Origin of the sequence: Oceanobacillus bengalensis (genome assembly GCF_003628445.1) — a bacterium.
GTDB lineage: Bacteria > Bacillota > Bacilli > Bacillales > Amphibacillaceae > Oceanobacillus > Oceanobacillus bengalensis.
The window spans coordinates 72,350-96,630 of sequence record NZ_RBZO01000011.1 but is presented as its reverse complement, the minus strand read 5'-3'; the positions used below and the strand labels follow the sequence as shown (position 1 = coordinate 96,630).

Here is a 24,281-nt window from a genome sequence, read left to right as displayed (position 1 = left end):
TTTAACCACTTAAGTTCTTATCAGTTTTTTCAAATTGATCATCCATATTTGTTGCTAAAGATATATGGCTACTATCAAATGTTACATCTTCAATACTATCTGTCGTAGTAAATTTAACCAATAAACTTACAAACTCCTGTTCTTCCTCTTCATATGATTCAAGATTATCTTGATCATAAAAATTACCACGAATTAACTCGGCTGATTCAATAGTAAGAGTAATAGGGCCTACTTTGATTTTTTCAATATCTGTTGCTTGTTCTATACTATAAAACCTTCCGACACTGTACCATTGACCTTCATGTTCTCCCTGACCGATTGGTTCTAAGTCTTCCTCCAATGTCTCACTATTTACTCCATTGGAATTTTTATTTCCGTTTCCAGTTTCTTGATTACATGCACCCAGAATAATAACGAATAATAATATCAAAATTAGAAACTTGTGCATTACTTATCCCCCTAAAGTTATCGAGTTACAATAATATCAAATATCTTTAGGGGGTACAAGGTCTTCATTATCTAGAGATCACACCTCCAAAAATATACACCCTATATTTAACGTGTGCATCCTATCCAAAAAACTCAAATTCTCACCAAAGCCTGCTCCAAATCTTTCCAAATGTCTTCCCAATTCTCTAAACCAACAGATAAGCGAATAAGCTGGTCGGTTATCCCCATTTTCTTACGCTCAGCTTCTGGAACAACAGCATGTGTCATTGTAGCTGGATGCTCAATTAATGTCTCCGCATCACCAAGACTTACTGCAATTTTAATAAAGTCCAAATGGTTTAAAAGATTTTGAGCATCTTTCTTTGACCCATTAATATCAAATGATATCATTCCACCGCCTTTTTTCATTTGCTTTTTACCCAATTCGAAATCGGGATTCTCATTATCATGTGGATAGTATACACGCTTAATTTTCGGGTGAATTCGTAACTTCCAGGCAATTTTTTCTGCATTTTCACAGTGTCGGTCAAGTCTTACTGGTAGGGTTTTTAATCCCCTTAACAGTAACCAGGCATCAAACGGAGAAATAATTCCTCCGATATCCTTCAACGTAGTATTACGAACAGCATCAATAAATTCCCTTTTCCCAACAGCTAATCCAGCAACTACATCCCCATGACCGCCAATATATTTCGTCGCACTATGTACGACAACGTCACAGCCCAATTCAAGTGGTCGCTGTAAATATGGTGTTGAAAAGGTATTATCCACGACAACAGGAATACCGAATTCCTTTGCAACCCGTGCTACCATCTCTAAATCAATTAATCGCATTGTCGGATTAATTGGTGTTTCAATATAAATAACCGCTGTATCTGGTTTTATTAAATTACGAATCTCATATTCTGTTTTCATTTCTGAAAAATCAAGTGACATATTATATTTTTCTTTCATCATTGAAAGTAGACCAAATGTACAGCCATATAGCCCCGATGAGCAAATGATATGATCATTTGCTTTCGTTAAGGCAATTAAAACAGCAGAAACAGCAGCCATTCCCGAGCCAAAAGCAAGTCCCTTTTCCCCATTCTCTAGTGCTGCAATTTTTTCTTCCAATATAGATACAGTCGGATTTCCCAATCTCGAATAAATATAACCTTCTTCCTCTCCACTAAACCTGCGCTCACCCTGCTCAGCGCTATCAAACGCGTAAGTTGAGGTTTGGAATAACGGTGGAACAAGACTACCTAGCATATCTTTGCCATCATAACCTTGATGAATAACCTTTGTTTCAAAATTCCTGTACTCTTTCATTTTGAATGATCCCCCTTTTTTTGATTAAAATTTTTTCTAAAGAATTGTTGCTTTTTGCACAAGATATAAAATGCGAATTAGTTGTACGTCGCACCATTTACAAATAAAAGCCGTACATAACTTGGGCTTGAGAGACCTCATCGCGAGTTTTTCTTATGCAATTCAGCTTCCTTTTGCTCGTGATAGCCTTCATCACGGGCTTTTCTCTTGCAATTCCTATTCCTTTTGCTCGTGATAAAGTCACCAAGATACTGCCGCAGCAAAAATTAACAGTTACTTCACATTTCCTACAACAAACAACAATACAACATGTACCTTAAACAGCCACTACTATCATTATATGTCATTAGCCACTAAAATTGAAAGCGTTTTCTAAATGTTGCGTTATTGCTTAAATACCTAATTCATTCTAAAATAGGGATAATTTGGAGATGGAGAAGGTGTCATATGGGGAAACAAAAAAAGCTTGGGATCGTCTATACTGCTGGTTCCTATTTAATATGGGGAATCCTACCAATTTATTGGAAATGGATTGATCATGTTCCAGCTGGTGAAATACTTGCACATCGAATTATTTGGTCTTTTGTATTTATGTTAGTGATCGTATCTTTTACACGAAATGGTTCTCGTTTTATTCAAGCATGTAAACACTTATTGAAGGATAGGAAAATGCTTTTAAGTATCACTCTCGCATCTATCTTAATTAGCGTAAATTGGCTAACATTTATTTGGGCGGTTAATAGCGATCATGTTATTCAAGCAAGTCTAGGATATTATATTAATCCACTTATTAGCATTTTATTAGGAATTATTGTGTTAAAAGAAAAATCATCCACCAGTCAACTAATCGCTTTTATTCTGGCTGGGGCAGGGGTTCTTTATTTAACCTTTAGTTTTGGTGTCTTTCCTTGGGTATCACTTATTCTAGCATTTTCATTTGCCTTTTACGGACTACTTAAGAAAACCGTGAATATTAACTCCATGTTTGGTTTAACGATTGAAACACTCATTGTATCGCCAATTGCTCTAATCTATTTATTCACATTAACGGATAATGCCTTTTCGGCTGTACCATTCTTCACCTCTACTAATCTCGTATTAATAGGTGCAGGGATTGTTACAGCTGTACCATTACTCCTATTCGGAAGTGGTACAAAATCAATTCCACTTGCAATGGTCGGATTTCTGCAATATATCGCACCAACTTTGATGTTAATTAGTGGTGTCTTTTTATACAATGAAACCTTTACGAGTGCGCATCTCATTGCATTTCTATTTATTTGGTCCGCTTTATTGATTTACATGGGGTCACACTATAAGCGACCAGTTAGAAAGCGCCATATATAATTATTTTTCCAAATTGATTGACAAATTCAAATTAACGAACTATACTAAGCCTAACAATTTAATCTCTTATCAAGAGTGGTGGAGGGAATAGGCCCTGTGAAACCCGGCAACCTGAAGAGCAAGATACATCTGCTTTTTTAATGGTGCTAAATCCTACAGGTCATCTGATCTGGAAGATAAGAGGAGGTTCGGTATTTACATAATACGCCCTCTTCTTAGGAAGGGGGCTTTTCTTATCCCCCTTCCTCCAGAGTAAAAATTAAAAATTAGGAGGAATTATTATGTCAAACTTTCATTTACAAAACCCAGAAACATTATTATTACACGGTGGTCAGCAACCAGACCCAGCAACAGGTTCACGCGCAGTACCAATCTATCAAACTACCTCTTATGTTTTCCGTGATTCAGAACATGCACAGAATTTATTCGGCTTAGCGGAATCCGGTAATATTTACTCTCGCATTATGAATCCGACAGTAGATGCTTTTGAACAACGTATTGCACTTCTAGAAGATGGTGTTGGAGCACTAGGCGTCTCATCTGGTATGGCTGCAATTACATTAGCAATTTTAAATATCGCCCATTCTGGTGATGAAATTATTGCAGATAGTAACTTATATGGCGGAACGTACAATCTTCTTGCAAATACATTACCTAAATATGGTATAACAACTAAATTTGTTGATGGAACGAAGCCAGAGGAATTTAGAGCGGCCATTACTGATAAAACAAAAGCAATTTTGGGAGAAATCATTACAAATCCAAGTTTGAATGTATTCGATGTTGAAGCGGTCGGAGAAATTGCGCATGAAAATGGTATTCCATTAATCATTGATAATACATTTGCAACACCATATATTACAAAACCTCTTACATGGGGTGCAGACATTGTTGTTCATTCCGCGACAAAATGGATTGGTGGGCATGGGACAACAATTGGTGGTGTTGTTGTTGATGGTGGCCGTTTTGATTGGAGTAATGGGAAATTCCCTGGTTTCACTGAACCTGATGCAAGCTATAATGGATTAAAGTATGCAGACCTTGGCCCTAGTGCCTTTATTACAAAACTACGCGTACAGTTACTACGTGATATCGGTGCTTCCCTAAGTCCACAAAATGCATTTCAATTCTTACAAGGGTTGGAAACATTGCATGTAAGAATTGAACGCCATAGTAAAAACACAAAAGAGGTTGCATCATTCTTGCAAAACCACCCAGCCGTTGAATGGGTGAACTATCCAGGTTTAGAAGACCATCCGTCACACGGTTTAGCGAAGAAATACTTTAATGAAAGTTTTGGCTCCATTATCACTTTTGGCATTAAAGGTGGCCGCGCGGCAGGCAGATTATTAATCGATAATGTAAACCTATGGTCACATGTGGCTAATGTTGGAGATGCGAAGTCATTGATTATCCATCCCGCTTCAACAACACATCAACAATTGAGCACAGAGGACTTGAAGAAAAGTGGTGTAACCGAGGAGCTTGTTCGCCTATCGATTGGACTTGAATCACCAAAAGATATACTAGCTGACCTTGATCAGGCAATTGCAAAAGCAACTGGTGAGGCACCTGTCATCAAGACTACAGATAATGATGCAATTGAGTGGCTACTATCGTCTCCATTTGACCGTACGGATGGCGCTGCTCGTAAAAAAGTAATTGCAACGTTTGGTCATGATGAATCTACGAGAAAGCTACAAGCATTAGGATATGACCTTGTTGCCTTTGGTCCAGATACTGCTCATATTGAACTTGCTGATATTCCCACCAGTATTGATGCTGTTTGGATTAACGGAAAGGATGTTCCAGCTTCAACCATCGAACAATTTATTAATAAACAAGGGAAAGTACTATTAATAGAAAATGTATCACACACAGATCAAACGATTGAAAATGCAAAAGCAGCAGGAATTCCTGTAATTACAAATACAAATCCATATGATGAAGCCGTTCGATTAAGAAGTAATAATAGAGAAAACGCTCCAGTCCTCGTATAATCTGTAACAGATATGAAAACCGCCAATTTGGCGGTTTTTTTATTCTTCTTAGTTTAACTTCATACGTTATTGATTAAAATAATAGGGTATATATAAGGTAGGTAGGCATCCTGCGTTACACAGAAAACCCTTCACTATCTTCTAACAATACGTGGACAAATGACTCCTATATCCATAATATATAATAAGAAGAAAACTTCAAACAATGGATACGATATTCCATTAGGGCGGGATAAATCTGCATAGGTGTGATGTACTTGAAAAAGAAAATGTTATATATTATGTTAAGTTTTATTATCATTACCGTAATTGCCATTATTATTTTTAACCAAACACAAACAAAACCCATTGTTCTTGAAGCTGTACAAGAGAACATTGAAAAAGAAATGCAAGAGACCGAATCTGAACTTGAACAATATGCAATGGGAAGCATTGAAGAAGACGATGAAGAAGAGGAAGAATTAAATGAAAGCAAACAACGAAAGTTACCAGAACGAATTTCCGAAGTCGTTTCAGGTACCATCGATTTCTTTAAGGATAAAACACGTATCGTTGCAATTGGTGATTCCCTTACGCAGGGCGTAGGTGACCAGACTAAGCGTGGCGGATATATTGGGATTTTGGAACGGACCATTAATGCAACTAGTGAAATTGCGCTATTTGAAAATTACGGAAAGCGTGGAAATCGCTCGGAACAATTACTAGCACGCATCGATGAAGAGGAAATCATTTCTAGCTTAGAGAAAGCAGACATCGTTCTTATTACAATTGGTGCTAATGATATAATGCAAGTGGCAAAAGAGAATATCATGAATTTAAACATTGAAGCTTTTGCCCAGGAACGTACCTACTATGAAGAGAATTTAAATACTACTATTGAGAAGATCCTACAAATAAATCCTAACACATCGATCTTCCTTGTTGGATTTTATAATCCATTTGAGAAATATTTCCAGGACATTAAAGAATTAAAGATAATAGCAGAATCTTGGAATAGTACAACGAATGAAGTTGCTAATCAATATGATGAGACTGTCTATATTCCTATTGAGGATTTATTTAGCGATACGGAAGAGGATTTATTTGCAGAGGATAATTTCCATCCTAATTATTATGGTTATCATTTAATTGCACAGCGTGTACTTGAATATATAACCAGTGAAGAGAGCTGAGATTCATGTCCACTCGTAAAGTAAAAAGAAAAGGTGAAAAGCAGTGGAGGCGATTATTTTATAGCCTCCTTTTCATAAATATTGCCGTTATTATCGTACTCGCTCTCCTTATTTTTTGGCCTGTACAAGATATAGCAGAACAAATGGAATATGAACAAGTGGAACAAGAGAGCTCTGAGTTTGTCGTACGGACAACAAAACAGAACCTAAATGAATTAGTAAATGCCTATCTTGAGCAGTTGTTAGAAGGATCTAGACATCACTACATGATCGAGCTTGACCAAGATGTTCATTTAATGGGGGAACTCCCTGTTTTTTCAACGACTGTACCACTGTCTGTTCATCTTGAGCCATTTGTTCAAGAGAATGGTGATATTATATTAAAACAGCGATCAATATCTATCGGTTTACTAGCATTACCAAATCAAAAGATTATGGAATACATGGGTAAATATCTTGAGATGCCTGAATGGGTCTCCATCAATGCAGAAGACGAGGAAATTTATGTAGCTGTCACGCAAATAGAAATGCAAAGTAATTTTAAAGTAGCTGTTGAACATATTGATCTTGAGGCTAATAATCTAGCTTTTAGATTTGAAGTTCCATTTGAAACGCTAGGAATTAATCAAATGGATGCGGAGTGACCTTGAGAATGAAATAAAGAACCACAGAGTGGTTCTTTATTTAAGAACGAATTGTTTCACTTTCTTCGGTATGAAATATATAAATGATTTCCTTCTTGAGGGTTCTGTATCTATTGTTTCATCACTATTTTTAGATTGGTAATCTTCTAGTTTTCCTTCATAAATTAACTGTAATTCCTCATGTTTCCGAATGTCTGTTGGTGTAATAAAACAGGTTGGTTTACCAAATTGGAATTTCTTTACATCCCCTAATACAGTTGCTACAAACTGTGAGCAAAAAAATGCTGTTTTTCGATTAATTTCAACACGGAACAATACTCCGAATAACCCAATAAAATTATATCTATAGTAACTACTCTTTGCCTCAATCGCTTTTATGTTATGGATAATTGCCTTATATTCTGTTTCTGTGATAGTACAACGATATATTGCACATTGGGATTTCCTTAAAAACTCACTGGTGATGTCTTCTTTCACAAAGCCACCAATAAATGGATTATTCGGATGCTTCCGACCAAAGCTATACACTTCCTTCAAGTCCTGGTCGAATCCAATGGACACATGGTTTAACGATTGCTTGGTACAATAATTAATTGCCTTAGATAAATATGTTCCCGTATCCGTAAACAAAAAATAAATTGTTCGTTCTCTCATCCGATTCCCTTCCCCCATAATAAGGTAAAATAAATGCCCCCTCTTTTTATACTATTACAAAAAATCGGGGAATTTACAAGGTATTTTTTTAAGAAGTATATACTGTTCTATAATATATGAAAGCTTTGCCATTGACGTAACCCTTTAAATGGCGTAAGCTAACTATGATTACCTATTTCTTTATTGGAGGAAACACTTTACATGATAAATGTTACGAATGTTAGTTTACGATACGGCGATAAGAAACTTTTTGAAGATGTTAATTTAAAATTCACACCTGGAAACTGCTATGGTGTAATTGGTGCAAACGGAGCTGGAAAATCGACTTTCCTTAAAATATTATCAGGTGAGGTCGAGCCGCAAACAGGGAATGTTTCTTTATCCCCTGGTGAACGTCTTGCTGTACTAAAACAGGATCACTTCGCATTTGAAGAGAGAGAAGTATTGGATACTGTTTTAATGGGACACGAAAGATTATATAAAGTAAAACAGGAAAAAGACGCGATTTATATGAAAGCAGATTTCACGGAAGAGGATGGCATGCGTGCAGCTGAACTTGAAGGTGAATTCGCTGAATTAAATGGTTGGGAAGCAGAATCTGATGCAGCCGTATTACTTAAAGGCTTAGGTATTGGTGAATCGCTCCATACGATGAAGATGGGTGATTTAACAGAAGACCAAAAAGTAAAAGTATTACTTGCTCAAACATTATTCGGAAACCCAGATATTCTCTTACTGGATGAGCCGACAAACGGTCTGGACATCCAAGCGATTCAGTGGTTGGAAGAGTTCCTTATTAACTTTGAAAATACTGTTATCGTTGTCTCCCATGATCGTCATTTCTTAAATAAAGTATGTACACATATTGCCGATGTTGACTTTGGTAAAATCTCTATTTATATTGGAAACTACGACTTCTGGTATGAATCAAGTCAACTTGCTTCAAAAATGGCACAAGAAGCTAATAAGAAAAAGGAAGAAAAAATCAAAGAATTACAAGCCTTTGTTGCCCGATTTAGTGCGAATGCATCGAAATCAAAACAAGCAACATCACGTAAAAAGCTATTAGAAAATATCACACTAGATGATATTAAACCATCTTCTCGTAAATATCCATATATCGCCTTCACACCAGAACGTGAAATCGGGAATGATTTATTACGTGTAGAAGGATTAACAAAGACAATTGGCGGTAAAAAAGTATTGGATAATGTTAGCTTTATCATAAATAAGGATGACAAAGTTGCCTTTGTTGGAAAAGATGATATTGCAAAAACAACACTACTTAAAATTCTAGTTGGAGAACTGGAACCCGATGCAGGCACGTACAAATGGGGCGTTACTACATCACAATCCTATTTTCCAAAAGACAACTCCGACTACTTTGAAAATGGCGATTTAACACTAGTTGATTGGTTACGTCAATTCTCACCAGAAGATGAAACAGAAACCTTCTTACGTGGGTTCTTAGGTAGAATGTTGTTCTCTGGTGAAGAAGCATTGAAGAAATCCAATGTTTTATCCGGTGGGGAAAAAGTACGTTGTATGCTATCTAAAATGATGCTTTCACATGCGAATGTACTACTCTTAGATGAGCCAACAAACCACTTGGACTTAGAATCCATTACAGCATTAAATAATGGACTAATTAAATTTAAAGGTTCCATCCTATTTACATCACATGACCATCAGTTCGTTAACAGTATTGCAAATCGCTTAATCGAAATTACGCCTAACGGTTTGATTGATAAAGAAATGAGTTATGATGAGTATGTAAATGATCAGAAGTTACAAAAACAAATTCGTGAAATGTATGCTTAATAGCTTGTTACTCCTGAAAACACGTGCCACTTTTTGTAACGGATTTACTTGTGAAGTGTAAAATGATAAATCGCACCATTATTCACAAAGTAATTAACACAATCTCACAACTGATTTCACAGTATAAACCACATTAACAAGGCTTAGAGAACTAAAATTCTCTAAGCCTTGTTCTTTATAATTATTTATTCCAATAAAGTTAGCAATAGGTAAGCATTTGAGGCTATCTCCAGCTTTCCCCTGCCCCACACGGAACGTGATAGTTTCCCATCATTCCGCGTTAAATCTAGCGTTATGTACTAGACTATAAGTTCCTCGTTAGCCTTAGGGAAGGTATCTGCTACTTCCCTATAATTAGTCAACAAAAAAGGACTTATCTTTCTTGAAGATAAGCACCCGTTACTTTTAGTGCAATTTTGCACAATCTTTTTTATTTAGGCAGTCTTAATCGTTTTATCATCACTTGTCATACCAAAAAAGTTGAGAATTAGTATATAAAACGGATAGACTATCAATCCTACAATCGCTAAAAGACCAGTAACAGGATTAGGGTCATCTCCACCATAAGTTATCGGAAATAAGGATGCAAATACATAAATAAACAGAACAAAATAGGGTGCCCATAGGATGACTGTCCAAAAGTTTGCCTTTCGCTCACCCAACCACTTTTTTGTTAAGAAAACGAGTAGTATTGTACCACCTATAATTTCAACAATTAGCGTTACACCAGTAAAAATATTAACCGTACCAATTTTCCAATTTGTTAGTCTGCTAATTCTATACACATTTAACATAAGTTCAAGAGGAACAAATACCATAAGAGCGTATAGAATACTAACAACATTTAACTTCAAGAAATATTTCATTAAATAAGCCCCCAATAATAATTATCTCTTACTCAGTAACCTGCCCAAATACTTAACGAAGAGCATTACGCTTGTTATGGTAATGCACCATTTAGCTTAACAGCTTGAGAGAAAAAACAGCAAGCATAGAAGTGAACCTCATATACTTGCCGTTAGTTATTTGGGTAAATTGTTAATTCCTCGATATTAATAATTGCTTTCAATTGTTTTAACAGGTCCAATCCAATGATACCATCCAAGTCAAAACCATAATTCATTGCACCAATTTCTAAAGCAAAATCTTCCGTTTGCATAACTCCAATTCTTACTGAATCAACCGTTTTTGAATACACAAATTCTGATCCTCCAACACCACTTATCCGATATATCGTGTCATTTTCTTCTGCTACTATCCCGATTGACTCTACCAAGTCTGTTGATAAAACTGTACTTCCAGAGCCAGTATCGACTAAGACACGTTGTAAATGAAGTAATTGTCCTTTAAATGTTAGTTCCATATCCGTCAGCAATAAACCATCTTCAATAATTAGTTTTTTCACTATCGCCTAACACCTACCCAATTTTTCTCAATGATATTAGGCTCCTTACGGCTAGTATGAAGAACATATAATTCCCGTCTAGGATCTTCTCGATGAATTTCTTGATATGCTTTCATAGCATCTGGAGAATTAGAAAACATTTTCAAGGGAGCAATCTCATCTAAAATACGCTCACTTTTCTCATTTGTATGTGCTTGAACAGCTTCTATCAATACCCATTGTTCTGGGAAAGCTTGGCATACATCTTCCCACTTCATCCCGAGTCACCTCCAGAAATATTTACTTATATTGTATCATGATTAAGTAAAGTGTAATAGTACAGAATAGAGCAAATGCTTATTATAGATAAGCACTATTTAGCTTAATATTGGTATTACGTTAATCACAGGTTCTTCATAAGGATGAATATTTATAATTAGTTCTTTCACTTCTTCAATGTTCTTCAGTAAACATTTAAATTCCATTTTACATTCAGTCCCAAAGGAAATTTCACCTTTATTGCCATTAAAAGGGGTTGCTTCTTCTAAAGGTCTCCAGTACCCTTTTACGACAGAATATGAAACAACATTATCGTAATTTCCCACTGTTAAAACGCCAATATCATTTAGCTTATTTCTTATCTCCTCTATATATTCTTCAGGTAATAGTACTTCTACTTTTACAAAATTAAATTCCATTAAATCCCCTCAACTTTGATTTTATTATTTAATTAATCTGCCCTTATTTGCGGAATAGAGTACAACTCTTTTATTTAGAAAAGCACCCGGTTGCTTAATAATAACTTCTGTTTTATTTGTTAGTGTATATAGTATTAGGTTGCCAATGAAATGGTACAGTTGTATTATGATTTTTAGTCCATTCCAGAAAGTCATCTATATTTCTAACTCCAAATTCTAATACTGCTTGATAAATAAAAATAGATGAGTATTTTTCGTTAAGCTTAAGTAATGATTCCTTAATATCAAGAATGGCTTTTCTAGTTTCTTCTGTTAAATTGTCCTTCATAAATTCGAGTAAATCTCTTGATAGTGCGCCACTTCGATTATTTGAGAATAACCACATATCAATATTCCAATCAATTCCCTCAAATTGATAAATCAATTTAAAATAATGCCCATTAAAATCTGTACTCGTATAATCTCTATATTTTAGTTCAACTACGTTTTTATTTAGAGTAAGTAATGCTAATTTACTCATAATAATTTGAGGGTTCGGTTCTTTACAGAATGTTTCTATGTCAATATCGGGGGTTACAATCAAGTCATACGCAACTGAACCTACTATATAACAATCGCCTACAGTGTTCCATTTTTGTATCAATTGTAATTCATTTAAAATTTTCTCTGCTTGCAGTTTTCTTTTAGCTGCCCTTTCTAAACTATTCATTTATCCATATCCTTCCTTAATTTGAGTAATACAATAGAATACGAAATATCAGCATAAAATGCAAACTAAATTTTCGTAAATGCCGTTTACTTGAATTACCGAAAATAAATTCACTTCCACTCTTCGCTCGTTATAGGTTAGCTTCGGCGGGCAGCTGTATTCCCCTGTTTTATCTATTTTGAATTTCACTGCAGTTTTTCTTGTGAATAGCTTGTTTGCGTTTGATTACGGACGCTCCACTTCATGTTATGGGCGGACCACCTCATTATGAGCACCCTCACATCCTAATCCAAATTACTAAACTTTCCCTGTAGTATGTCAGTATATTTTCTACTATACTAGGAAAAGAGAACATATTATGGAGGGCATCATGTATGAGGAAAGTTTTAGTCGCTCTTTTTGCGATGATGATTTTGTCAATTGGGGTTTTGGGGATAAATAAACTTTCTGATGAACCAGTAGAATTAATAGAGCAAAACAGTCATTCATCAGAATTAACTTTTAATAGATAAAGAGGGAAGCATCTGATGAATGCTTCCCTCTTTTATAACCTATTCCAAAATCGTAACTTCTAAAGAACGTGTACCCCATTTTTCTGCTTCACTTAAAGTTGGTACAAACACATCAATTTTATTCCCTTTAATCGCACTACCGATATCTGCTGCTGTAGCATAGCCATATCCTTCAACATATACTTCTGAACCCATTGGAATAACATTTGGATCAACTGCAATTACTTTCGCATTTGGATTCTTATTTAGGTCTAATCCAGTATACGTAATTCCTGAACATCCCTCACAACTAGCAGTATAAGCAGTTGCCGCTACTTCTATTGTCTTTCCTTCTCGGCTTTCTTTAGAAGTAACCTCTTCTGTCTCCGTATCTACCTTGGATGCTGTAGAATTAGTTTTTCCAATTGAGTCACTGACCTGTTCATCACTAACACTCTTAATCTCTAACACTTGTCCAATAACAATAATATCAGATGTCAGATTATTCCATCGTTTAATCTCATCAACTGTTACGCTATATTTTTCTGCGATACCTTCTAATGTATCAGCCTGTTCTACAATATATTGTTCATTTAGTAATATAATTTGTTTTGGATGAACAACGGTTGACTTCAGATCATTTATTTCCATTAACGCATCTACAGATGTTTGATTATCTTCTGCAATATCCCAAAGGTTGTCCCCTTTTTGAATTTCATATTCTTCAGCTGATACAGTGATTGCCGCTGTACTAATTATAAAGACCCCAGCTAATAGCGCTGTAAATACCTTTTTCATATGGATTCCTCCTTAATAACTAAGGATAATAGTATCACAGCCAAACAGGGAATACAGTAACAGGACAGTTAAGATTCTATTACAGCCATTACGAAAATACGGCTGAATGTAATAAACATGGTAGATTTTGTTGGTTTTTCCAGGATATTAAATTAGCTTCTTTCTATTTATATAAAATCCAATAATCAATACGAGCAATGCCAATACCATCGCTGCAAAAAACATTTGGGAATATCCAGATTTTGAACCAGCTATCAATCCAGCAAAAAGGGCTGGGAAAATAGTTAATCCAATTTGCCTCAATAATGAAACTGTACCTAACGCCGTTCCTTTTTCACTTTCATCCGCACTAGCACCAGCAAGCATATTTAATGGTGCCCCCATTAACATTCCTAATCCAATACCAGCAAGTGAGCTTGCAACGACAAACATCAAAAATCCTTCTACAAGAAAAGAAAATAATCCAAATCCACTTACACCAATTACACCAGCAATAATCACTGTTTTAACAGGACCGATTTTATCTGATAATACGCCTCCTAATCCAGCGCCAACTCCAGCAGCTAGTGCCATTGGGGTAACCCAATACCCAGCTTGTTCAACAGGGACGAGGAGGACTTGCTCGACATATGCTGGGATGAATATAATACCTGCCAGAAATCCCCCAGATAATAGTCCCAGAACAAGTGTCAATTTAAACGATAATTTGCTTAGCAAGGAAAAAGCAAGAATTGGGTCACCATCACCCTTTTCTACGCGTTTTTCATGAATGATAAATAATGTAAAAAGGATTAATCCTACAATAATAAATAGCAGACTATGTACAAATGAATCACTATCTAACTGCGTAATGCCATACATAAAGGAAAGAATACTTATCGATAAGAGCAGTGTACCAGTTATATCTAATGGCTTTTCTGTTCCAGCTTTCGTTTCCTCTAGCTTAAGGAACCCAAAAATAATGAGAAAAATAGCGATGGGAATATTAATAAGAAACATCCATTGCCATGAACCCGTTAGACCTAAAATCACCGCACCTAAATTTGGACCAATAACCGCCGATAATCCATGCATGCCACCAAGCATACCAAGTGCTTTTCCTTGGCTTTCCTTTGGAAGTGTAGATAAAATATAGGAACTCCCAATAATAAAAATACCTCCACCACCAAGTGCTTGAATAAACCTTGCAACAAGTAAAAATATGAAGTTTGGACTTAATGCTACAAGCACGGAACCAATACCAAATAAAGCTATTTCAATAATAAATAGCCGTTTTCTTCCATAGCGATCCGATAGCTTACCAATAACTGGTGTACTTATCGCAATCCCGAGCGTATATAGCGTAACTGTCCACGCTCCCCATGCGGCCGAAACATGAAAAGAATCACTAATCGTTGTTAGTGCTGTACTAATAATTCCATTATCAAGCCCCGCCATAAATACACCCATCGTAAAGAGCGTAATTGCCCATTTTGGAGAAGCACTTCTATTCGTTGTCATTCCATCATCTCCGAAACATATGAAAACTTAAGTTTTAGCTGATCCTTTGGGTGGGAGGCTTAGTTGCACTTATGCAGTAAGAAAGTAAAAGGACTCATGACAGAGTCCTTTTCATGCTACCTTCACTACATTTTCCCCTAATTTAGTTGAATAATCCACCAAAGAAGTCGCCTATGGCATTAAATAAATCTGAAAAGAAATTAGCAACCTTCTCCCAGAAGTCTTGGTCTAGCCCCAATTCCTCTGCCTTTTCCACAACAGAGGATGCGATATCCTCAAGCTGGTTCTGCACCGCGCCAAAGTCAATTTCTAAATCACGCATCTTATCAAATAGGTCAATTAGCATCTGCCTATCCGCTTCATTTAAGTTAATTTCAAGATTTTGTAATTGCTTACTAATAATTTGTTCTACTTCTTCTCTTGTTACAGGATTTTGTTCGGCAATCATTTGCTTTATTTCCGTTAATAATTGACTAACCTTCTCCTGTGATAAGCCCTCATTATCCGCTAAATCCGTTGCTACCCCTAATTCTTCATTCGCCAATTCCATGCGCTCTTTGTCAAGCGTCTCTCCCTCGGCATCATATGCTTTATAGATACCCGTTAATGCTGAATGGCCACTAACCGGAATAGGTGAAACGACATCAACAGTCGCATTTTCAACACCAGCTGTTAGGAGCGCATTCGCATACATATCTTCTGTCACCTCTGTAATATTCTCCGGTGTAACAATATTAATCGTTAACCCATTTCCCTCTTCCTGACGAACAATTTTTGCAGAAGAATACAAGTTTGCATCTGGATTTCCATTTATATATGTAGCGACATCTTCTCCTAGCACTTCATACTCTGTGACTGTATCAGGATTTGTCACATCCAAAAGTTCACGGACCTTATTTCTTTGTTCATCTGATAATGTCCCACCATATACAACGATGGCAGGTCCAAGCTTTTCATTTATACTCTCTACATCTGTTGTACTTGCCTGGGCATAAATTGGAGCAGCCAAGCCAATCATTAATCCAATTACAATAACCAACGATAATATTCTTTTAACGTTTCGTCTCATCTTTAATTCTCCTTTTAGCCTCTACTTATTATTTACAAGCATGAACATTTCTTACAAGGGCGAGCTTAGCAGAAGAAGTATTGAGAAATGTTACCATAGTTATATTTATGCTTGTCCACTGGGATAATTCTTATCCTCTAATATACCAATATTATAACCCTGATTTGAATCAATGAACATTCTAAACAAAAAAATCAATCCTTTTTCCTAAGCAGAAGTCTTTTAAAATTACTTCGATTACTGTATATTTAGGGTAACGAAATATTTTTCGAAAGAAGGTAAATAAAATTACTGAATCTGATAAAGCTGTAAAAAGAAATTTAGCAATCATGTGGTTTGCTAATTTTTTTGTTGCAGGTAGTATGACAATGGTTATTCCATTCATCTCTTTGTACATTGATTCATTTGGAACGTATTCTGATTCCTATGTAAAAACGTGGTCTGGACTAACATTTGGTGTAACATTTGTTGCTGCTTTTATCTTTTCTCCTATTTGGGGGAGAATTGGTGACAAATATGGAAGGAAATTCATACTAATTTTTTCTGCTGTAGGCATCGGTGTATCAGTTTTCTTAATGGGATTTGCCACAAATGTTTGGCAGCTTTTCTTATTACGGTTATTTATGGGTATTGTAACTGGCTTTATTCCAATGTCACAAGCATTTATTACAACACAAACACCGAAAGAAGTTGCTGGACGTGTCCTTGGAACCTTACAAACTGGTAATATAACAGGTGCTTTGATGGGTCCAATGCTCGGTGGTATTCTAGCAGATACATTCGGGTATTCCAGTACATTTAAGTGGGTTGCCATAACTATCTTTATTTCAGCATTACTCGTATTATTTGGGATTAAAGAAGTAAAAGTGAAACTTTCAACAGATGAACGCGATTATAAATCTTACTCTAGTAAAGAAGTTATCCTCCATATCTTGCATAAACCTGTATTACTAGTGGTACTTCTCCTTTCCGCATTAGTACAAATCGCACATTTTAGCATCCAACCCATCTTGTCCTTATTTGTTGAGGAGATCCATGGACCAGCCAACATTGCATTCTTTTCAGGTGTAGCATTTTCGGCTGCTGGTTTAGGGAATTTAATTATGTCAAGAAATTGGGGGAAACTCGGTGATAATGTAGGTTATATTAAAATATTAATTATCCTCTTGTTCGTAGCAGGAATTGTGTATTTACCAGGAGCATTTGTCACCAATATCTATCAACTTGTTATTATTCGCTTCTTACTTGGTGTCTCGATTGGCGGTATTGTTCCACTAAGAATGGCTTATATTAGACAAGAAGCACCGTTATCCATGCAAGGTGAGGTAATTGGTTATAACACAAGCCTTCGCTTTCTAGGGAACATCATCGGTCCAGGGCTTGGTGGAATCATCGCAGCAACTTCTGGATTCTCCACTGTCTTTTTCGTAACGAGTGGACTTCTCATCCTAGCTGGGATTATTATGCTAGTAACCTGGTATAAATACGAATATACAACCAAACAAACACAATCTGTATCATCGCATTTACACTAATAGAATAATAGAAAATAATATTATTAAAGTTCCAAGCAAAGAGAATGCTGCTTGGAACTTTTTATTTTGACTCTTTATTTTTGTTTTATCTTCGCAATGTAAAATTACACTATTATTGGAAATAAGATGAGAAAAAAGTCCAATGAAACCAATTTTATTAAAACATTCCAACAAGGAAAGGAAGATGCCTTGGAATATATTATTGATCTAATTTAACGCTTATAAAAGGGATTGTTCTGCTCCGATGGAAGAGTTGGAGCTAGAGGAAATTGTTATAGAAATTGAAAAGTAATCAAACTCAAATGCCCCAGTATAACCATGTTTTTACTAATACTGGGGTATTTGAATGGTAAAAAAATATTTCAGTTCCATTATACATCGTCTGAATTCCCATCGAAGGGTGACAAATATAATATGAACAAATGACATTTGTGACTTATTTAATTTGTTCATGCCTTTTATGATTATAGTAGCTTAAACATGATGGAAAAGAGGAAAATATATGCGTACTCTATTATTTCAAGGATACATGTGGGGTTATATTTTAAGTAAAGCCAATAAATCAATAACGATCAACAAATTAAATAAAGCAGGTAAAAACAAAGAAAAACTAGAATTCATGGATAAAATCATTCTAAAATGTACCAGAAATCTAATTAAAATCTCAGGTGCCGATCTCATCATAACAGGAACAGAAAACATTCCTTTAGATGAACCTGTATTATATGTGAGCAACCATCAAGGTAATATGGATATTCCTATTTTATATTCAACAGCTCCTCAAACGATGGCTTTTGTAGCTAAGAAGGAAATGGAAAAAATCCCTTTGTTGAGTTATTGGATGAAAGAACGTGGATGCGTGTTTATCAACAGGGAGAACGCTCGAAGTTCCCTAAAAGCTATTAACCAGGCAATAGAAGGTTTAAAATCAGGTCATTCAATAGCAGTTTTTCCTGAAGGAACAAGAAGTAAAGGCCCTAAAATGGGGGAATTTAAATCGGGTAGTTTGCGAATTGCAATTAAATCAGGAGTTAAAGTCATTCCTGTAACCATAAAGGATTCTTACAAATTGATCGGAAAGAAAGGCAAGAATACACCAGCAAAAGTTTCTATCCATTACTCTGACCCCATCGACTCAAGAAATTTTAATGATACAAACGAACTAGCCACAACAGTTCTTACACAAATTAAAAAACATTTATAAGTAGGAATAGTAGAAGGACTATTATTACTTTGGGCGCTGCCGAGATAATATTACCTTACCTCTTATAGAACGACAGAAGTAAGGCAATTTTACCTTTTTAAATTAAGGCTCTTTTCATATTAATTGTTGCTTTTGATAGAAAATGTAATTTATATCTTTTATGCCACAGCTTATTTTAAGAAAAAGCAACTATCCTTTAGAAAAGAGCCTAAATGAATATCGCCACTTCGATTATTTGAGATACATTTAACGTGAGGCTTTTGGCGGTTGACACATGTCACACTTACGTTGATTATTGTTTTTAAATTTCGTAAATGTTTTTTCAAAATTACTACCACATGCACATTTAAACAATAACTTTTGGGAAAAACCGTGATATTCCGTCGTTAGCAACTTGCTATCTGAATTGTTCTCGACGAATGCATTAATTTTACCGATTGTCCATCGTTTATTCATTCTCTTACACCTCCATATTTTAACTTCAGCGAAGACTTTCTTGGCATCCGTTCTACTAAGAGCAAAAGTCGTAATGATCCTACATTATTTATTATACCGCGGGTTGGTACACAATGAATTAAATCGTTATTTTGCACGTGTTCTCAATCATTTCAACCTATTGTAACAAATCTATTGCATCTATACCTTCATAACTAGAAATTGCTATTCATATCTTAGCAAAACTCACACCCTTAGCGACCCACGGAAACCTCTAGCACCATAGTAAGAATCTGCACCGTTATGATACACGAAAACATGGCCAAAGCGATAATCACAAAAAAGGGCACCACCGAGTTCTCTAATATCAGAAGGCGTTTGCACCCAACTCGACGTTTTTGTATCGAAGTTTTCAAGCTTCTGTAATGCTCGATATTGATCTTCCGTTAGAAGTTCGATTCCCATGGCCATCGCCATATCAATAGCGGTATTTTCCGGCTTATGTTTTTTCCTTGACTCCAGTGCCGCGCGATCGTAACAAACACTTCTACGACCCTTAGGACTTTCTGCTGAACAATCACAAAATATGTATTCATCCTTCTCTTGATCATAACCAACAACGTCTGGTTCGCCGCCAGTCTCTTCCATTTCACCCAGTGACCACAATTTTTCAGTATTCGCTTCTAGTTTTACTTGAACTTTATCCCAATCAAAACCTTTGTGACGGTTCATATGTTTCTCAAAACGGGCTTTCAACACTCCGAGTAATTCTTCACGTTGTTCTACTGTTAGATCCTTCTTATTGCTCATAATCGTTCCTCCTTATTGTAATGGAAGTATTTTAATCCTTCCCATAAAAGTAAACACGCTATTTCTAACGTGAAATAACGTGTGTATGGATATGCAATTTTTTGTTTCAACCCTAAGTAATATGCTAAAATAATTTTTTATCGACATATTTCCTGGGAAATTGTTGTATATATTTCAATATCCGACAACATTTTAAGCCAGATAATTACAAACTCGCTTTAAAAATCTTTATCGAATCTTGTTTATCTAACTTTTTAAATACCCCGAATTCAGGCCTTGCTACGACTGTTTTCTCTGCCATTATTTCTACAGAGCTTTCATCTATGTTGTAGTCAGCTAATGTTGATGGCGCACCAATACTCTTCCAGAATGAACGTAATGACTCAATTCCTTCTAGGGCTACTTCTTCCTCAGATTTACCAGATGGGTCCACATCAAAAACACGAACAGCAAGTTGTTTAAGACGCGCGGCATTTTCATCATCCAGTACATGCTTCATCCAGTTAGGGAATAAGATTGCCAGACCTCCACCATGTGGTATATCATGCACAGCGGAGACAGCATGTTCCAAATTATGTGTTGCCCAGTCACCTTGATATCCCATGTTCAACATATTGTTTAATGCCAATGTACCCGCGAGCATGATTGTTTCCCGATGCTCATAGTTTTCTAAATCCTCAAGTAGTTTTGGCGCCGTTTCAATAACTGTTAATAGGATACTTTCACAGAAGCGATCCTGGATTGGTGTATTTGTTGTTTGGTGGAAGTAATGCTCCAATACATGAGACATTATATCTACGATGCCATAAACCGTCTGATTAGTAGGAACAGAGAATGTATGCTCAGGGTCCAGTATCGAAAATTTAGGAAAAGAATAAGCTGAACCCCATCCATGTTTTTCATTTATTTCCCAATTTGTAATGACCGAACCAGCATTCATCTCAGAACCGGTTGCAGCCAATGTTAGAACCGTTCCAAATGGCAAAGCGCCAGTTGCCTTTGCTTTCTTCGTCACCACATCCCACATATCTACGTCTGTCTTTGCACCAACAGCGATTGCTTTTGTACAGTCTATTGTACTCCCGCCCCCAATTGCTAAAACAAATTCAATTCCTTCTTTCTTACAGATTGCCACGCCTTCTCTTACCGTGGAAATACGAGGATTAGGTTCTACACCTGATAACTCGTGGACTTCAGCACCAATTTCAGCTAATTTACTTAAAACATTATCATAAATTCCGTTGCGCTTAATACTACCGCCACCATATACAAGAAGTACTTTCTTTCCGTACTTTTCTACTTCCTTTGGTAGTACATCCAGTTGCCCTTTCCCAAAGATCAATTTCGTAGGATTTTGATAGACAAAATTATTCATAACTACATTCATCCTCTCATTTCGTATATGCGATAACATCCATTTCAATTAACACATCTTTTGGCAGGCGACTAACTTCAACTGTTGCTCTTGCAGGATATGGTTCTGAAAGTGCCCCGCCATATATTTCATTAACTGTAGCAAAGTTCTCCATATCTGATAAATAAATCGTAAACTTAACAACCTGATCAAAAGCTGTTCCTGCTTCTTGTAAAATAGCCTGTAAATTTTTCAGTACTTGCTCTGTTTGCTTTTCAATTCCGTCTACAACCTCACCACTTACTGGGTCAATTGGAATTTGTCCTGACACATAAACAAAATCCCCTGCTTGAATAGCTTGAGAATACGGACCAATTGCTGCTGGCGCATTATTTGTATGTATTGCTTTTGACATGTTCATTCCTCCAATTTTTATTATTGTCTGTCAATTATATCAGTTTCTTTACTTCATAGCTATCACTTCTCTGTACTCCATTACAGACTGTACATAATAGATATCCCCATAACAAGCATTGTATTTTTCTGATCCTTCACGCAAACATGTATAGATTGACTTATCGGCTGCATTTTCATACATTTTCTGTGAAAAATTTATTGCAACTTCTTGTGAATATTGACCAGTTTCTGATAAAACATAATCAATAAAACCTTTACCAAAATTATACGACTGAATAGCCAGTTCTACATCTCCTTCTGCATCTTTTAATACAGTAGAAAAATAATAGACTCCTTGTTTAATCGAACGTTCTGGATCGGAAATACAACCAACTTGTCCACAATAGCTCTCAGATGACTGCATTGGGTCATTTCCCTTTCCAGCAGATTCCTGCATCATCATCGCAAGAAGCACATCCACATATTGAGATACATCATATTCCTTTGCGTATTTTTCCACAAGTGGTCGATAATTCAAGACCTCATCTGTTATTTGTGGATAATTATCCACATTACGGTTTTCACTATCGGTTAAAATAGAGATTACTAGAAACAAGCTAGTAAAAAGTCCCGCTATTAGGAATGCTTTATACACTGCCAGTCTTTTTCTATTTCTACCTTTCATTCTTATATCCCCTTCAGTCTCAAAATATCACACAGATTGTAGATAGATTGTGTACAAAGTTGAGGTTATACACAATCTATTACAAAGATAATCATTATATTGTTATCACAAATGAATATATTGAAAGGGATAACATCACTTATGTCTAAAGTAATTTCCCACATATATTCATTTTAATGATATTTTCCCAAAATTCCAATTATGATAGTTTATCCACAAAGTTATCCACTTATACACAATTCGAATAAAGATATCCATAGTTTATCCCTAACTTATACACATGTTATTTATTTTACGTAAATAATTCCTTTTTCCTCCACTTTCCATACCTGAAGTATAGGAAAGCAAAAAGACTACTAATAATAAAACTTGAACCCATCCCTATTGCAATCCCTATTTCACCAAGTATGTTAGCAAACAATGCGGTAAGTGGAAACCGCAAAATCCAAAATGAGATAATATTAAGAATAAGTACCTGGTACATTGCACCTGCTGCACGAACAACTCCATTTAATATAAAGTTAATTCCTAGAAACGGATAACATAACGCTATAATTTGAAGATATCTCGTTCCGAATGCAACAGCTTCTTCCTCGCGAATGAATAATCTAATACCATATTCAGCAAAAAAGACAACAAGGATTGCAATTGTAAACATGATTGCTAAATTATAGAGAACTCCATACTTTGCAATTGCACGAACCCTTTCCCAATTTTTCACACCAATATTTTGCCCTGCCATGCTTCCAACCGCTGTGCTTAAAGCATGAGCTGGCAGCAACAATAAGCTATCTAAACGTTGTGCAGTTCCAAATCCAGCCACAGCATCTGCTCCAAATGATGTAACAACACTAATAATTGCCGCAGACCCTGCAGATATGACAGCCATTTGTAATCCGGATGGTATACCTAAATGAAGGATTAAGCCAACTTCCTTCCAGGCAGGCAGACTTGGAATCCGAAAAGGTGCTAGCTTCTTGTACAAAACATATATTAATCCATACAAAAATGCGACCCCTTGGGATACAACGGTTGCTATTGCAGCCCCTTCAATCCCCCAATTAAACACGGAAATGAACAACGGGTCAAGGACAATATTTAACCCCACTGCTAACATAACAAAACGCATCGGTGTTTTACTGTCACCCAATGACCGTAGTACGGTACTAATAAAGTTATAACCAAATAGGAAAAGAATTCCAAGGAAATTAATGCGTAGATATATAGTAGCTTCAGCTAGCATACTTTCTGGGGTACCTAATAGATTCAAGAAACCCTCAGCAAATACAAAACCAATCGAACCTAAAAGCACGGCAATTGTTGTAAGAATAACGACAAACGCATTTAAATAACGTTCTAACCCTTCTTCATTATCACGTCCTTTTTGCTGCGATAATATCGTTAACGCTGCATTGTTCAAACCGATTACGAAAGAGAGAACGGTGAAAATAATCGTACTAGAAACCGCAACTGCCCCAAGTGCATTTGCACCTAATAAATTACCAATCCATAAGCTATCTATAAATTGATAGGAAGTTTGCAGTAGATTCGTAAACATAATTGGCCACGAGAAGAAGATAAGTTGTTTTAGAATATTCCCTTGTGTAAAATCGTGTTGCTGTTTTTTCATATAAATCCAACTTTCATCAGTGAATTTCAATTATATTATACCATCTGCTGATATTTACGCTCTATCTACTGATACATTCACTTAATCAGCTAGTATCCTCCCTTCTTCTGCTTATTCCCAAATTCCTCAGTCGATTCCCTAAGATTCAACTACAATCAACAAGTAAAAAGGCCAGGAATAT

The 24,281-nt window shown here is 36.0% G+C and carries 25 protein-coding genes, 1 pseudogene and 1 riboswitch; of the genes and pseudogenes, 9 read left to right on the top strand and 17 right to left on the bottom strand.

Features of this window, described 5'->3' with window-relative positions; all coding sequences use genetic code 11:
* Position 1 precedes the first annotated feature (1 nt).
* Both D8M05_RS08975 and megL read right to left on the bottom strand, forming a co-directional pair.
* On the bottom strand, positions 2–448 hold the full coding sequence (locus tag D8M05_RS08975; protein ID WP_121130865.1) for a hypothetical protein: 447 nt from the start codon (positions 446–448) through the stop codon (positions 2–4).
* A gap of 134 nt (positions 449–582) precedes the next feature.
* Positions 583–1,764, bottom strand: coding sequence for a methionine gamma-lyase (gene megL, locus D8M05_RS08970; protein WP_121130862.1), 1,182 nt, complete (start codon positions 1,762–1,764; stop codon positions 583–585).
* A 447-nt stretch (positions 1,765–2,211) separates the two neighbouring features.
* Here megL and rarD point away from each other — a divergent pair, with 447 nt between their 5' ends.
* The 4 genes from rarD to D8M05_RS08950 all read left to right on the top strand — a co-directional run bounded on the left by rarD (position 2,212) and on the right by D8M05_RS08950 (position 6,927).
* The gene (gene rarD / locus D8M05_RS08965) at positions 2,212–3,111 is read left to right on the top strand and encodes an EamA family transporter RarD (RefSeq protein ID WP_121130859.1); all 900 of its coding nucleotides are present in this window, start codon (positions 2,212–2,214) and stop codon (positions 3,109–3,111) included.
* A 63-nt stretch (positions 3,112–3,174) separates the two neighbouring features.
* A riboswitch (SAM riboswitch) is annotated at positions 3,175–3,294 on the top strand.
* 98 nt (positions 3,295–3,392) lie between these two features.
* A complete protein-coding gene (locus D8M05_RS08960; RefSeq protein ID WP_121130856.1) occupies positions 3,393–5,111 on the top strand; it encodes a PLP-dependent aspartate aminotransferase family protein in 1,719 nt (572 codons plus the stop codon).
* Positions 5,112–5,368: 257 nt separating this feature from the next.
* Complete coding sequence (locus D8M05_RS08955) at positions 5,369–6,283, top strand: SGNH/GDSL hydrolase family protein (RefSeq protein WP_121130853.1); 915 nt, start codon at positions 5,369–5,371, stop codon at positions 6,281–6,283.
* A gap of 5 nt (positions 6,284–6,288) precedes the next feature.
* Positions 6,289–6,927 (top strand): YpmS family protein, encoded by a 639-nt coding sequence (locus D8M05_RS08950; RefSeq protein WP_121130850.1) that lies wholly within the window; start codon positions 6,289–6,291, stop codon positions 6,925–6,927.
* A 36-nt stretch (positions 6,928–6,963) separates the two neighbouring features.
* Here D8M05_RS08950 and D8M05_RS08945 read toward each other — a convergent pair whose 3' ends face one another.
* Positions 6,964–7,581: a hypothetical protein gene (locus tag D8M05_RS08945; protein WP_121130954.1), complete on the bottom strand. Its 618-nt coding sequence runs from the start codon at positions 7,579–7,581 to the stop codon at positions 6,964–6,966.
* Between the two features lie 201 nt (positions 7,582–7,782).
* On the opposite strand from D8M05_RS08945, the gene D8M05_RS08940 reads away from it, so the two are divergent.
* Positions 7,783–9,402, top strand: a complete 1,620-nt coding sequence (locus D8M05_RS08940) for an ABC-F family ATP-binding cassette domain-containing protein (protein ID WP_121130847.1) — start codon at positions 7,783–7,785, stop codon at positions 9,400–9,402.
* Positions 9,403–9,836: 434 nt separating this feature from the next.
* Here D8M05_RS08940 and D8M05_RS08935 read toward each other — a convergent pair whose 3' ends face one another.
* The 5 genes from D8M05_RS08935 to D8M05_RS08915 form a co-directional block, all read right to left on the bottom strand.
* A complete protein-coding gene (locus D8M05_RS08935) occupies positions 9,837–10,268 on the bottom strand; it encodes a hypothetical protein (RefSeq protein WP_121130844.1) in 432 nt (143 codons plus the stop codon).
* A 152-nt stretch (positions 10,269–10,420) separates the two neighbouring features.
* Positions 10,421–10,807 (bottom strand): retropepsin-like aspartic protease, encoded by a 387-nt coding sequence (locus tag D8M05_RS08930; protein ID WP_220667579.1) that lies wholly within the window; start codon positions 10,805–10,807, stop codon positions 10,421–10,423.
* Positions 10,807–11,064, bottom strand: coding sequence for a hypothetical protein (locus D8M05_RS08925; protein WP_121130841.1), 258 nt, complete (start codon positions 11,062–11,064; stop codon positions 10,807–10,809). The genes D8M05_RS08930 and D8M05_RS08925 overlap by 1 nt, the downstream gene beginning before the upstream one ends.
* A 99-nt stretch (positions 11,065–11,163) precedes the next feature.
* The gene (gene cutA / locus D8M05_RS08920; RefSeq protein WP_121130838.1) at positions 11,164–11,484 is read right to left on the bottom strand and encodes a divalent cation tolerance protein CutA; all 321 of its coding nucleotides are present in this window, start codon (positions 11,482–11,484) and stop codon (positions 11,164–11,166) included.
* A gap of 112 nt (positions 11,485–11,596) precedes the next feature.
* Entirely contained in the window at positions 11,597–12,193 is a 597-nt protein-coding gene (locus tag D8M05_RS08915) for a hypothetical protein (RefSeq protein WP_121130835.1), read from the bottom strand.
* Between the two features lie 374 nt (positions 12,194–12,567).
* On the opposite strand from D8M05_RS08915, the gene D8M05_RS20165 reads away from it, so the two are divergent.
* A complete protein-coding gene (locus tag D8M05_RS20165) occupies positions 12,568–12,705 on the top strand; it encodes a hypothetical protein (protein WP_183072742.1) in 138 nt (45 codons plus the stop codon).
* Positions 12,706–12,744: 39 nt separating this feature from the next.
* On the opposite strand, the gene D8M05_RS08910 is transcribed toward D8M05_RS20165, so the two are convergent.
* The 3 genes from D8M05_RS08910 to D8M05_RS08900 form a co-directional block, all read right to left on the bottom strand.
* Positions 12,745–13,482: a 3D domain-containing protein gene (locus tag D8M05_RS08910; protein ID WP_121130833.1), complete on the bottom strand. Its 738-nt coding sequence runs from the start codon at positions 13,480–13,482 to the stop codon at positions 12,745–12,747.
* Between the two features lie 147 nt (positions 13,483–13,629).
* On the bottom strand, positions 13,630–14,982 hold the full coding sequence (locus D8M05_RS08905; protein ID WP_121130830.1) for an MFS transporter: 1,353 nt from the start codon (positions 14,980–14,982) through the stop codon (positions 13,630–13,632).
* A 142-nt stretch (positions 14,983–15,124) separates the two neighbouring features.
* A complete protein-coding gene (locus D8M05_RS08900; protein ID WP_121130827.1) occupies positions 15,125–16,051 on the bottom strand; it encodes a DUF1002 domain-containing protein in 927 nt (308 codons plus the stop codon).
* Positions 16,052–16,380: 329 nt separating this feature from the next.
* Between D8M05_RS08900 and D8M05_RS08895 the strand changes: the two genes are divergently transcribed.
* The 3 genes and pseudogenes from D8M05_RS08895 to D8M05_RS08885 all read left to right on the top strand — a co-directional run bounded on the left by D8M05_RS08895 (position 16,381) and on the right by D8M05_RS08885 (position 18,790).
* Positions 16,381–17,586, top strand: a complete 1,206-nt coding sequence (locus D8M05_RS08895; RefSeq protein ID WP_121130824.1) for an MFS transporter — start codon at positions 16,381–16,383, stop codon at positions 17,584–17,586.
* Positions 17,587–17,712: 126 nt separating this feature from the next.
* A pseudogene (locus D8M05_RS20565) lies at positions 17,713–17,819 on the top strand (sigma-70 family RNA polymerase sigma factor); the annotation flags it as partial.
* 296 nt (positions 17,820–18,115) lie between these two features.
* Positions 18,116–18,790: a lysophospholipid acyltransferase family protein gene (locus tag D8M05_RS08885; RefSeq protein ID WP_183072741.1), complete on the top strand. Its 675-nt coding sequence runs from the start codon at positions 18,116–18,118 to the stop codon at positions 18,788–18,790.
* Between the two features lie 246 nt (positions 18,791–19,036).
* Here the strand turns inward: D8M05_RS08885 and D8M05_RS08880 are convergent, their stop codons facing one another.
* The 6 genes from D8M05_RS08880 to D8M05_RS08855 all read right to left on the bottom strand — a co-directional run bounded on the left by D8M05_RS08880 (position 19,037) and on the right by D8M05_RS08855 (position 24,100).
* Entirely contained in the window at positions 19,037–19,246 is a 210-nt protein-coding gene (locus tag D8M05_RS08880) for a hypothetical protein (protein WP_121130818.1), read from the bottom strand.
* A 225-nt stretch (positions 19,247–19,471) separates the two neighbouring features.
* Positions 19,472–20,035 (bottom strand): DUF4256 domain-containing protein, encoded by a 564-nt coding sequence (locus D8M05_RS08875; protein ID WP_121130815.1) that lies wholly within the window; start codon positions 20,033–20,035, stop codon positions 19,472–19,474.
* A gap of 205 nt (positions 20,036–20,240) precedes the next feature.
* The gene (locus D8M05_RS08870; protein ID WP_121130812.1) at positions 20,241–21,410 is read right to left on the bottom strand and encodes an iron-containing alcohol dehydrogenase; all 1,170 of its coding nucleotides are present in this window, start codon (positions 21,408–21,410) and stop codon (positions 20,241–20,243) included.
* A gap of 16 nt (positions 21,411–21,426) precedes the next feature.
* Positions 21,427–21,804, bottom strand: coding sequence for a RidA family protein (locus tag D8M05_RS08865; protein WP_121130809.1), 378 nt, complete (start codon positions 21,802–21,804; stop codon positions 21,427–21,429).
* 48 nt (positions 21,805–21,852) lie between these two features.
* On the bottom strand, positions 21,853–22,470 hold the full coding sequence (locus D8M05_RS08860) for a lysozyme family protein (protein ID WP_121130806.1): 618 nt from the start codon (positions 22,468–22,470) through the stop codon (positions 21,853–21,855).
* Positions 22,471–22,762: 292 nt separating this feature from the next.
* On the bottom strand, positions 22,763–24,100 hold the full coding sequence (locus tag D8M05_RS08855; RefSeq protein WP_121130950.1) for an MATE family efflux transporter: 1,338 nt from the start codon (positions 24,098–24,100) through the stop codon (positions 22,763–22,765).
* Between the last annotated feature and the right edge of the window lie 181 nt (positions 24,101–24,281).